This window comes from Streptomyces tremellae, assembly GCF_039540215.1.
GTDB lineage: Bacteria > Actinomycetota > Actinomycetes > Streptomycetales > Streptomycetaceae > Streptomyces > Streptomyces tremellae.
Genome location: NZ_BAABEP010000044.1, coordinates 12,827 through 23,784, shown reverse-complemented (window position 1 = coordinate 23,784; position 10,958 = coordinate 12,827). Strand labels below are relative to the sequence as shown.

Annotated in this window: 9 protein-coding genes; 2 read left to right on the top strand and 7 right to left on the bottom strand. The window is 75.2% G+C overall.

Annotated features, from left to right (window positions below; genetic code table 11):
• Positions 1-107: 107 nt before the first annotated feature.
• From ABEA77_RS24675 to ABEA77_RS24655, 5 genes are all read right to left on the bottom strand, one after another.
• The gene (locus tag ABEA77_RS24675) at positions 108-752 is read right to left on the bottom strand and encodes a GntR family transcriptional regulator (protein ID WP_345651667.1); all 645 of its coding nucleotides are present in this window, start codon (positions 750-752) and stop codon (positions 108-110) included.
• Between the two features lie 161 nt (positions 753-913).
• Positions 914-2,725 carry a 2-oxoglutarate dehydrogenase, E2 component, dihydrolipoamide succinyltransferase gene (sucB, locus tag ABEA77_RS24670; protein WP_345651664.1) on the bottom strand — a complete coding sequence of 604 codons (1,812 nt, stop codon included), beginning with the start codon at positions 2,723-2,725 and terminating at the stop codon, positions 914-916.
• A gap of 65 nt (positions 2,726-2,790) precedes the next feature.
• Positions 2,791-4,179 (bottom strand): dihydrolipoyl dehydrogenase, encoded by a 1,389-nt coding sequence (gene lpdA, locus ABEA77_RS24665; protein WP_345651662.1) that lies wholly within the window; start codon positions 4,177-4,179, stop codon positions 2,791-2,793.
• Positions 4,180-4,439: 260 nt separating this feature from the next.
• A complete protein-coding gene (locus ABEA77_RS24660; protein ID WP_345651659.1) occupies positions 4,440-5,981 on the bottom strand; it encodes a leucyl aminopeptidase in 1,542 nt (513 codons plus the stop codon).
• Between the two features lie 184 nt (positions 5,982-6,165).
• Positions 6,166-6,987: an adenosylcobinamide-GDP ribazoletransferase gene (locus ABEA77_RS24655; RefSeq protein ID WP_345651657.1), complete on the bottom strand. Its 822-nt coding sequence runs from the start codon at positions 6,985-6,987 to the stop codon at positions 6,166-6,168.
• A gap of 163 nt (positions 6,988-7,150) precedes the next feature.
• On the opposite strand from ABEA77_RS24655, the gene ABEA77_RS24650 reads away from it, so the two are divergent.
• The gene (locus ABEA77_RS24650; RefSeq protein WP_345651655.1) at positions 7,151-7,918 is read left to right on the top strand and encodes a hypothetical protein; all 768 of its coding nucleotides are present in this window, start codon (positions 7,151-7,153) and stop codon (positions 7,916-7,918) included.
• A gap of 64 nt (positions 7,919-7,982) precedes the next feature.
• Here ABEA77_RS24650 and cobT read toward each other — a convergent pair whose 3' ends face one another.
• Both cobT and ABEA77_RS24640 read right to left on the bottom strand, forming a co-directional pair.
• Complete coding sequence (gene cobT / locus ABEA77_RS24645) at positions 7,983-9,065, bottom strand: nicotinate-nucleotide--dimethylbenzimidazole phosphoribosyltransferase (protein WP_345651737.1); 1,083 nt, start codon at positions 9,063-9,065, stop codon at positions 7,983-7,985.
• A gap of 81 nt (positions 9,066-9,146) precedes the next feature.
• Positions 9,147-10,355, bottom strand: coding sequence for a bifunctional adenosylcobinamide kinase/adenosylcobinamide-phosphate guanylyltransferase (locus ABEA77_RS24640; RefSeq protein WP_345651652.1), 1,209 nt, complete (start codon positions 10,353-10,355; stop codon positions 9,147-9,149).
• A 110-nt stretch (positions 10,356-10,465) separates the two neighbouring features.
• Here ABEA77_RS24640 and ABEA77_RS24635 point away from each other — a divergent pair, with 110 nt between their 5' ends.
• On the top strand, positions 10,466-10,738 hold the full coding sequence (locus ABEA77_RS24635; RefSeq protein ID WP_345651735.1) for a hypothetical protein: 273 nt from the start codon (positions 10,466-10,468) through the stop codon (positions 10,736-10,738).
• Positions 10,739-10,958 lie beyond the last annotated feature (220 nt).

Sequence of the window (10,958 nt, the reverse complement as noted above, 5' to 3'; positions counted from 1 at the left end):
CCTGATCAAACCGGCATTTCGGAGACCGGGCGGAGACCGGGCAGAGGCCGGGCAGAGGCCGGGCGGAGGTCGTAAGGGAACCGGGCGGAGGCCGGCGCCCCTGGCGCTCAGGAGCGCCCCGGTGCTCCGTCCGGACGCGGCGCGCACCCCAGGACATGCACCTTGACCAGCGGCCCGATCGCCGGATCCCGCCGCTTGAACGCCTCCACCAGCTCCTGGTGCTCCTCCGCGTACGACTGCTGCACCGTGCCCAGCCAGCGGATCGAGAGCGCCGTGAACACCTCGATGCCGAGGCCCTCCCAGGTGTGCAGGAGCACGCTGTTGCCGGCCGCGCGCACCAGCTCCCGGTGGAAGCCCACGGTGTGCAGCACCTGGCCGGTGCCGTCGCTGTCCCTGTCCGCCTCGTACAACCCCGCCACGTGCGGTTCGAGCGCCGAGCAGTCGTCGGCGAGGCGGTCGGCGGCCAGCTCCGCGGCGATCTGTTCGAGGCCCGCCCTGACCGGATAGCTCTCCTCCAGGTCGGCGGCGCTCAGATTGCGCACCCGCACGCCCTTGTTGGGGGCGGACTCGATCAGCCGCAGGCTTTCGAGCTCCCGCAGCGCCTCCCGCACGGGCGTCTGGCTGACCTGCAGCTCCGTCGCGATCCGCCGCTCGACGATCCGCTCGCCGGGCTTCCAGCGCCCGCTGACGATCCCCTCCACGATGTGCTCGCGGATCTGCTCGCGCAGCGAGTGGACGACGGGCGGGGTCATGGACAGCTCCTCCTGGCGGGCGGCCGGGTGCGGACGGCCGGCGCCCCTCGACGATAGGCGACGACAGTACGGCGACGCCCCTGTCCGGACGGAGAGTCCCGACAGGGGCGTCGTTGCCGTAGCTGTTCCTGCGTGGGCCGCGCGCGGTGCGCGGCCGGGGCTCACAGCCCCAGGTCGACCTCGAACTCGCCGGCCTCCAGGATCGCCTTGACCGCCGTCAGGTAGCGGGCCGCGTCGGCGCCGTCCACCAGGCGGTGGTCGTAGGAGAGCACCACGTACGTCATGTCGCGGATCGCGATGGTCTCACCGAGCTCCGGGTGGTCGATGACCACGGGGCGCTTGACGGTCGCACCGATGCCGAGGATCGCGACCTGGTTCGGCGGGACGATGATCGTGTCGAACAGGGCGCCGCGCGAACCGGTGTTGGAGATGGTGAAGGTCGCGCCGGCCAGGTCGTCCGGGGTGATCTTCGACGCGCGCACGGCGTTCGCCAGCTCCGCGGTCTTCTTGGCGATGCCGGCGATGTTCAGGTCGCCCGCACCCTTGATGACCGGGGTCATCAGGCCCTTCTCGGAGTCCACCGCGATACCGATGTTCTCGGTGTCGAAGTAGGTGACCGTGCCCTCGTCCTCGTTGATCCTGGCGTTGACGACCGGGTGGGCCTTGAGCGCCTGGGCCGCCGCCTTGACGAAGAACGGCATCGGGGAGAGCTTCACGCCCTCGCGGGCCGCGAAGGAGTCCTTCGCCCGCGCGCGCAGGCGCATCAGCTTCGTGATGTCCACCTCGACCACGGAGGACAGCTGGGCCTGGCCGTGCAGCGCCTTCATCATGTTGTCGCCGATGACCTTGCGCATGCGGGTCATCTTGACGGTCTGGCCGCGCAGCGGGGACGCCTCCAGCTTCGGCGCCTTCGAGGCGGCCGGAGCGGCGGGGGCGGTCGCGGGCGCCGGGGTCGCGGCGGCCTTGGCCGCCTCGGCGGCGGCGACGACGTCCTGCTTGCGGATACGGCCGCCGACGCCGGAGCCCTTGACCGTGGACAGGTCCACGCCGTTCTCCGAGGCCAGCTTGCGGACCAGCGGCGTCACGTACGCGCCGTCGTCCGAGCCGCCGTCCGACGCGGCCGCAGGGGCCGGGGTGACCGGCTGCGGAGCCGGGGCCGGAGCGGGCGCCGGGGCCGCCGGGGCCGGGTCGGGAGCGGGCGCGGTCTGCTGCTGCGGCGCCGGCGCGGTGGGCGCCTGCGGGGCGGGCGCCTGCTCCTGCTGCGGGGCGGGCGCCGGGGCCTGCTCCTGCGGGGCGGGCTGGGCCGGGGCCTCCTGCTGCTGCGGGGCCGCGCCGGGCGCGCCGATGACGGCGAGCTTGGCGCCGACCTCGGCGGTCTCGTCCTCACCGACCACGATCTCCAGCAGGACGCCCGCGGCGGGCGCGGGGATCTCCGTGTCGACCTTGTCGGTGGAGACCTCCAGCAGCGGCTCGTCCTCCTCGACCGACTCGCCGACCTCCTTGAGCCAGCGGGTCACGGTGCCCTCGGTGACGCTCTCGCCCAGGGCGGGCAGCAGCACATCAGTGCCGCCGCTGCCCTCGGCGCCGCTGCCGCCGGACGACGCCTGCGGCGTCGGCGCGGGGGCCGGGGCCTGGGCCTCGGCGGACGGCGCGGCCTGGGCAGGCTGGGCGGGCTCGGGGGCCGGCGCCTGCTGCTGCTCGGCGGCCGGGGCCTGGTCGGCGGCGGGGGCGCCCGTGCCGTCGTCGATGAGGGCCAGCTCGGCGCCCACCTCGACGGTCTCGTCCTCCGCGACCTTGATCGACGACAGGACGCCTGCGGCGGGCGCGGGGATCTCGGTGTCGACCTTGTCGGTGGAGACTTCGAGCAGCGGCTCGTCGGCCTCCACGCGTTCGCCCTCGGCCTTGAGCCAGCGGGTGACAGTGCCCTCGGTGACGCTCTCGCCGAGCGCCGGCAGGGTTACGGAAACCGCCATGGTTCCTCTTGCTCCTATCGGAAGTGCGGTAGTGGTCTCGTCGCGCGCTCTGACTGCGTGTCGCGTCAGTCGTGGGAGTGGAGGGGCTTGCCCGCCAGTGCGAGGTGGGCCTCGCCGAGCGCTTCGCTCTGGGTCGGGTGGGCGTGGATGAGCTGCGCGACCTCGGCCGGCAGCGCCTCCCAGTTGTAGATCAGCTGAGCCTCGCCGACCTGCTCGCCCATACGGTCACCGACCATGTGGACGCCGACCACCGCACCGTCCTTGACCTGGACGAGCTTGACCTCGCCCGCGGTCTTGAGGATCTTGCTGCGGCCGTTGCCCGCCAGGTTGTACTTGAGGGCGACGACCTTGTCGGCACCGTAGATCTCCTTGGCCTTGGCCTCGGAGATGCCGACGGAGGCGACCTCGGGGTGGCAGTACGTCACCCGCGGCACGCCGTCGTAGTCGATCGGGACGGTCTTGAGACCGGCCAGCCGCTCCGCGACGAGGATGCCCTCGGCGAAGCCGACGTGCGCGAGCTGGAGGGTGGGCACGAGGTCGCCGACCGCCGAGATCGTCTCGACGTTCGTGCGCATGTACTCGTCGACCAGGACGTAGCCGCGGTCCATGGCCACGCCCTGCTCCTCGTAGCCGAGGCCCTGCGAGACCGGGCCGCGGCCGATCGCGACCAGCAGCACCTCGCCCTCGAAGGTCTTGCCGTCGGCCAGCGTCACCCGGACGCCGTCCTCGGTGTACTCGGCCTTCTGGAAGAAGGTGCCCAGGTTGAACTTGATGCCGCGCTTGCGGAAGGCCCGCTCCAGGAGCTTGGAGCTGTTCTCGTCCTCGACGGGGACGAGGTGCTTGAGGCCCTCGACGATCGTCACGTCGGTGCCGAAGGACTTCCACGCGGAGGCGAACTCGACGCCGATCACACCGCCGCCGAGGATGATCGCGGACTTCGGCACGCGGTCGAGCGTCAGGGCGTGGTCGGAGGAGATGATGCGGTTGCCGTCGATCTCCAGGCCGGGCAGGGACTTCGGTACGGAGCCGGTCGCCAGGAGGACGTGGCGACCCTCGACGCGGCGGCCGTTCACATCGACGGAGGTGCGGGAGGACAGGCGGCCCTCACCCTCGATGTAGGTCACCTTGCGGGAGGCGACGAGTCCCTGGAGGCCCTTGTACAGGCCCCCGATGACCTCATCCTTGTACTGGTGGACGGCCGCGATGTCGATGCCCTCGAACGTGGCCTTGACACCGAACTGCTCGGACTCGCGCGCCTGGTCGGCGATCTCGCCCGCGTGCAGCAGGGCCTTCGTGGGGATGCAGCCGCGGTGCAGGCAGGTGCCGCCGACCTTGCCCTTCTCGATCAGGGCCACGTCAAGACCCAGCTGGGCCCCGCGCAGGGCCGCGGCGTAACCACCGCTGCCACCGCCGAGGATCACTAGGTCGAAAACGGTGCTGGCGTCGTTCGCCACGTCACGTTCCTCCATGCATGTGCGCCGTGCGCCGGGCGGGTCTCGGCTCGTCCGGACGGCTGGTGTTCGGCCGCTTCTCTTCGGCCCTGTGGTGGGGGCCCTGTCCTGCCGAGAACCCATCTTTGCACTTGTCGGCGTCCGGCGGGACGCGGGGCCGCGCTGCGGGGCGGCGGGTGAGCGGACTCACGTTCACCTGAGGCCGCGGCGGCGCTCCGGCCCGGACGGGAGCGCCGCCGCGGTGTGCGCGGGGAGGGCCGTCGTCAGCCGAGGTCCCCCGCGGCCGCGTGCTCGGCGAGCGCGACCAGGGTGCGCACCGCGGTCCCGGTGCCGCCCTTGGGCGTGTAGCCGAAGGGCGCGCCCTCGTTGAAGGCGGGACCGGCGATGTCCAGGTGCGCCCACGTGATGTCCTCGGGCACGAACTCGCGCAGGAAGATGCCGGCGACCAGGCCGCCGCCCATCCGCTCGCCCATGTTGGCCAGGTCCGCGATCGGCGAGTCGAGGCCCTTGCGCAGATCCGCGGGGAGCGGCATCGGCCAGGCGGCCTCGCCCGCCTCGTCGGCGATCTCGTGCAGGGTGGTGCGGAAGGCGTCGTCGTTCGCCATGATGCCGAACGTGCGGCTGCCGAGCGCCAGCATCATCGCGCCGGTCAGCGTCGCCACGTCGACGATCGCGTCGGGCTTCTCCTCGGCGGCCCGGGTGATCGCGTCGGCCAGCACCAGGCGGCCCTCGGCGTCCGTGTTGAGCACCTCGACGGTCGTGCCGCTGTACATCCGCAGCACGTCGCCCGGACGGGTGGCGGAGCCCGAGGGCATGTTCTCGGCGAGCGCGAGCCAGCCGGTCACATTGACCTTGAGGCCGAGGCGGGCGGCTGTCACCACGGCGGCGAACACCGCGGCCGCGCCGCTCATGTCGCACTTCATGGTCTCGTTGTGTCCTGCCGGCTTCAGCGAGATGCCGCCCGAGTCGTACGTGATGCCCTTGCCGACGAACGCGAGGCTCTGCCTCGCGCCGCGCGCCGTGTAGGAGAGGCGGACCAGGCGCGGCGGGTTGGCGGAGCCCTGGCCCACGCCGATCAGGCCGCCGTAGCCGCCCTTGGCGAGCGCCTTCTCGTCCAGCACCTCGACCTTGACGCCGTGCTCCTTGCCCGCGGCGGCGGCGACGGCGGCGAAGCCCTCGGGGGTGAGGTCGTTGGACGGGGTGTTGATCAGGTCGCGGGCGCGGTTGATCTCCTCCGTCAGCGCGGTCGCGCGCTCCGCCGCGGCCTTGTGGGCCTTGTCGCGGGGCTTCGCGCCGAGCAGGACGGCCTCGCCGAGCGGCTGCTTCACGGCCGCGTCCGCGGCGGCGGCCGTGCTGGTCCTCTTCTCGCCGCCCCGGTAGACGGTGAAGGCGTACGCGCCGAGCAGCAGGCCCTCGCCGATGGCGGCGACGTCCTCGGCCGCCTCGACGGGCAGCGCCACGCCCGCCTTCTTCGTACCGGACAGCGACCGCGCGGCCACGCCCGCGGCGCGGCGCAGCGACTCGGTGCCGTACGCCTCGCCCTTCTCCGGCTGCCTGCCGAGGCCGACCGCGAGCACGACGGGGGACTTGAAGCCCGCGGGCGCGGGCACCTTGGTCACCTCACCCTCGGCGCCGGTGGCCCCGAGGGTTTCCAGCACGGCGGCGAGCTTGCCGTCGAAGCCCTTGTCCACGGCCTCGGCGCCCGGGGCCACGACCGGTCCGGCGGCGCCCTTGGCGACACCGACGACGATGACGTCGGCGCGCAGCGTCGCCGCGCCCGACGTGGTGAGAGTGAGAGCAGTCACGGTGGTGAAATCTCGCTTCCGGTGAGTTCGTTGACTGGCCGGGGGATGGGCCGGCCTTCCCAGCGCGCCGTGACCGGCCCTCGGCGCGCCGGGAGCGAGCCTACGCGCCGCTGACGTGAGGCTTCTCATCCCCTGGACGGCGGGGCCGCCCGCACCCGCGCGCCCCCGGCGCACCGGGGGCGCGTCAGGCGGGCGCGACCGCCAGCACCACCAGCGCGACGGTGGCCGCCGTCTCGGCGAGCGCGCCGAGCACGTCGCCGGTGATGCCGCCGAAGCGGCGCACACAGTGACGAAGGAGCAACTGCGCGGCGCCCGCGGCACACAGCACCGCCGCGCCGTCCCGCACCGCGTCCGCGGCGGAGAAGCCGAGCCCCGCGGCCGCAGCCGCGAGGACCGCTGCGGTCAGCGCCAGGGCAGCCGCCCGGGTGGGGACCGTGCCCGCGACCGCCGCGCCGAGCCCGCCCGGCCTGGCCGGCGGCACGCCCGTACGGCAGCCGAGCGCGAAGACCGACCTGGCGGCGACGGCCGCGACGGCGAGCCCCACGGCCGCGCGGCCCGGGCCGTGGTCGTAGAGCCTGGCCACGGCCGCCGCCTGGGCGAGCAGCACCAGGACGAGCGTGAGCACGCCGAACGGCCCGATGTCCGACTGCTTCATGATCCGCAGCGCGTCCTCGGCGGGCCGGCCGCTGCCCAGCCCGTCCGCGGTGTCGGCGAGCCCGTCGAGGTGCAGGCCCCTGGTGAGGGCGGCGGGCGCGGCGAGCGCCCCGGCCGCGGCGAGCAGCCCGCCGGTGCCGAGCAGCCACAGCGCGGTGGCGAGCGCGGCGGACGCGGCGGCGACGGCGAACCCGGCGAGGGGCGCGGCGAGCATGCCCAGCCGCGCGGCCTCCCGGTCCCACCGGGTCACCCTGACGGGCAGCACGGTGAGGGTGCCGAGGGCGAAGCGCACCCCGTCACCGAGGGAGGCGGGGGACTGCGCGGGGGCGGGGGCGGCGGGGGAGTCGGGCACCGCCGCACCCTAACCGGGCGCCGCGCCGGAGTCGCCGGGGCGTCGGACGGGCGGGAGGCGATACGTTTCCTTCGCGGGCTTTGCCCGTTACGTTCCGTTCGGGGCGGCCGAGGCGCCGCGTCCGCGGGGCGCCCTCCTTGCGTACCGGCCGGACGGGGGTGGCATGGGCCACTGGTTGCAGCGGAACGTGGTGGAGCCCGGCAAGCTGCCGATGCTGCTCGCGCTGCTCTCCTTCGTCGTGTGCTTCCTGCTGACCCGCACGGTCACCCGGCTGATCAGGGCGGGCAAGGGGCCCTTCCGCAACGTCACGCCCGGCGGCCTGCACATCCACCATGTCGTGCCCGGCGTGGTCCTCACCGTGATCGGCGGCTTCGGCGCGGTCGGCACGGGCACCCACGGCGCGGCGGCCGGGGCCTTCGCGGTGGTCTTCGGCGTCGGGGCGGGCCTCGTCCTCGACGAGTTCGCGCTCATCCTGCACCTGGACGACGTGTACTGGACGGAGCAGGGCCGCCAGAGCGTCGAGGTCGTGGTGATGGCGGCTGCCCTCGCCGCGCTCGCGCTCGGCGGCTTCGCCCCGCTCGGCGTCGACTCGCTCACCGCCGACGAGCAGCACGACCGGGCGGCCGCGGTCGCGGCGATCACCGTCAACTGCCTCTTCGCCGTGGTCACGTTCCTCAAGGGCAAGCCGCGGCTCGGCCTGATCGGGGTGCTCGTGCCCTTCGTCGCCCTCGTCACCGCCGTGCGGCTCGCCCGCCCCGGCTCACCCTGGGCGAAGCGCGCCTACCGCCGCCGCCCGCGGGCCCGCGCCCGCGCCACCCTGCGTGCGTACCGCCACGACGCGCGCTGGACGGGCCCCCGGCGCGCCTTCCAGAACTGGCTCGGCGGCACCCCCGACCCATCCCCGCCCGCACCACAGGAGCCACGGCGCTGAACGGCCGCCCCGGGCCCGTCAGTACGCCCCGGGGCGCGCGGCCCGTGTGGCGTGTCCGCGGGCGTCAGGTCGCGTCGAGCACTCCGGGGCGGTCGTCGGGCTTCGGGGCCGCGGGTGCCTCCGGCAGGTCGGCCGCGAGCCCGGCCGCCGCCTGCACCAGCGGCAGGGCGAGCAGCGCGCCTGTTCCGCCGCCCACCGTGACGCCCTGGTCGAGCAGCGGGGTCATCGCCATCCGGTCGAGCGCCTTCGCCTGGCCGGGCTCGCCGGTGAGGTGGCCCGCGAGCCACCAGTCCGGCGCGCGGAACGCGGCCCGCTGGCCCACCAGCGCACAGGCCGCGGAGACCACGCCGTCCAGGATCACCGGCATGCGACGTACAGCGCTCTGGAGCAGGAAGCCCGTCGTCGCCGCCAGGTCAGCGCCGCCCACCGCGGCGAGCAGCCGCAGCTGGTCGCCGAGCACCGGCCGGGCCCTGCGCAGCGCGTCCCGCACCGCGGCGCACTTGCGCATCCACGTCAGGTCGTCGATCCGCACACCGCCGCGCCCCGTCACCACCGACGCGTCGGTGCCGCACAGCGCCGCGACGAGGACCGCGGCCGGGGTCGTGCCGCCGACGCTCAGGTCGCCGAGGACCACCAGGTCCGTGCCCGAGTCGGCCTCCTCGTCCGCGACGCGCATCCCCAGCCGCACCGCCTCCTCGGCCTCCTGGGGCGTCAGCGCGTCCTCCACGTCGATCCGGCCGCTGCCGCGCCGCACCCGCTGGCGTACGACGTCGCCGGGCAGCAGCGCCGGGTCGCAGTCGAGGCCCGCGTCCACGATCCGCACCGGGACGCCAGCGCGGCGCGCCACCACGGCGCCGGGGCTCGTGCCGTCGAGCGCCTCGCGCACCAGCGTGTGCGCGCTCGCCGCAGGCCGCCCCGACACGCCGAGCGCGGCCACCCCGTGGTCGCCCGCGAACACGACGACGCGGGGCTGCGCCACGGCGCGCACGGGCACGGACCGCTGCGCGGCCGACAGCCACTCGCCCAGTTCGTCGAGGCGCCCGAGCGCCCCGGCAGGCACGGTCTGCCGCTCCCTGCGTTCCTCGGCGTCCCGCCGCATGCCGCTGTCGGGGCGCTCGATCAGATCGGAGAAGTCGTCGAGATTCAGGGCGCTCATGTGCCCGAACAGTACCCGGACCCGCCCTGCCCGCCACCGCGCAGGTGCCGGTGCGCGCGGGCTGGGCGGCGCTCAGCCGCGCAGCACCAGCGCCTGCCCCGCGACCACCAGCAGCAGGTGCTCGCACTCGGCCGCGAACGCCGCGTTGAGACGGCCGAGTTCGTCGCGGTAGCGGCGTACGGAAGCGGTCGCGGGCACCACCGAAGAACCCACCTCGTTCGTCACCGCGACCACCGTGCGCCGGGTGGCGCGCACCGCGTCGACCAGCTCGGCCGTGCGCGCCCGCAGCGCCTTCTCGCCGCCGCCCTCCCACGCCGCGTCGTCCCACGCGCCGACCCGGTCCATCGCGTCGGTCAGCCACAGCGAGAGGCAGTCGACCAGCAGCGGCGGCCCGTCCTGCGCGAGCAGCGGCACCAGGTCGCAGGTCTCCTCCGTGCGCCAGGACGCGGGGCGCCGCTCGCGGTGCGCCCGCACCCGCTCCGCCCACTCCGCGTCGCCGTCCCTGCCGCCGCCGGTCGCCACGTACACCACCCCGGGGAAGGCGGCGAGCCGCCGCTCCGCCTCCAGCGACTTGCCCGAGCGCGCCCCGCCGGTCACCAGGGTCCGCCGCGGGACCTGCGGCACCGGGCGGTACGCCCCGACGACGAGCGCCGTGCCGTCGGGCACGGCGCGCGCACCCGCCGCCGCGAGCCGCCGCGCCAGCTCGGCGCCCTGCGGCACGCCGTGGTCAAGGTGGACCGCGAGCACCTCGGTCGAGGGCCCGACCACGCCCGCCACGCGCAGCCGCGCCACCGCGTCGGGCCGCCCCACCACGTCCGCGGCCACCAGGTCGTACGGCTCCGACCGCACGCGCTCCGCGTCCAGGCCCGCGGGCGCGCCGCCGGGCGGCAGGTACAGCAGCCGCTCGCCGTCAGGCGAGACCACCTCGTACCCGGTCCCCGGCGCGTCCATCGGCACGGCCCGTACCCGGTGCCCGCTCAGCAGCGTCAGCACCCTGCCGTCCGCCACCCGCCCGGCGGCCGGCAGGCCGGGCGGCAGCTCCATGGCGGGCCCTTCGTGGGGATGGCTGAGCAGGACCTGCCGCACGCCCGCCAGCGTGCGGCCCGCTCGGGCCGCGGCGAGCGCGGCGCCCGGTGTCAGGTCGAGCAGCAGCACGCCGTCGACGAGCAGTGACGTCGCGGCGCGCACCGCGCCGCCGCGGGCCGCGGCGCACACGGCGCAGGGACAGTCGGGGCGCGGCAGCCCCTCGGGGGCCCCGGTGCCGAGCAGAGTGAGTTCCACATCCACGATCCTCCCGCGACCCCGCGCACCGTGCGCGCCCGGCTACGCTGCGGGCAGCAACACAGTGATCAGCGACAGTGGCAGCAGCCCCGCAGCACCTGGAGGCGCACATGGCGTGGACGTGGCGGTTCGAGAAGGCAGACGGGACGGAGGTCACGCCCGCCGTGCGGGCGGAGGAGTTCCCCACCCAGGGCGACGCCGAGTCGTGGATCGGCGAGGAGTGGAAGGAACTGGTCGAGGGCGGCGCCGACCAGGTCACGCTGTTCGAGGACGGCACGAAGGTGTACGGGCCGATGAGCCTGCACGCCGAGCAGACGGGCGAGGACCCCGCGGCGCTCGGCACCCCGGACGCCGACGCGCCGGAGGCGCAGGACGAGGGCTGACCGCCCCGCCGCGCGCGAGGGCGCCACCCGGCCGCCGGCCGCGCGGCGCCCTCGCGCGCGAGCCGCCCCGGTGCTGCGGGGGCGGCGGTGAACCACCCGGTGCTGCGAGGGTCAGGAGAACCGCCCCGGGGGCTGTGGACCCCCGGCAGCGCCCCGGGCCCGTCCCCGCCGGGCTCCGGCCCGCACAGAGCGGGGCGCACCGCCATGGCCCGCACGGGCC

Bases quoted from the DNA above. Each gene is read 5' to 3' on its own strand.
- sucB (WP_345651664.1), bottom strand. From the start codon at position 2,725: ATGGCGGTTTCCGTAACCCTGCCGGCGCTCGGCGAGAGCGTCACCGAG.
- ABEA77_RS24675 (WP_345651667.1), bottom strand. From the start codon at position 752: ATGACCCCGCCCGTCGTCCACTCGCTGCGCGAGCAGATCCGCGAGCAC.
- ABEA77_RS24635 (WP_345651735.1), top strand. From the start codon at position 10,466: ATGGCGTGGACGTGGCGGTTCGAGAAGGCAGACGGGACGGAGGTCACG.
- ABEA77_RS24650 (WP_345651655.1), top strand. From the start codon at position 7,151: ATGGGCCACTGGTTGCAGCGGAACGTGGTGGAGCCCGGCAAGCTGCCG.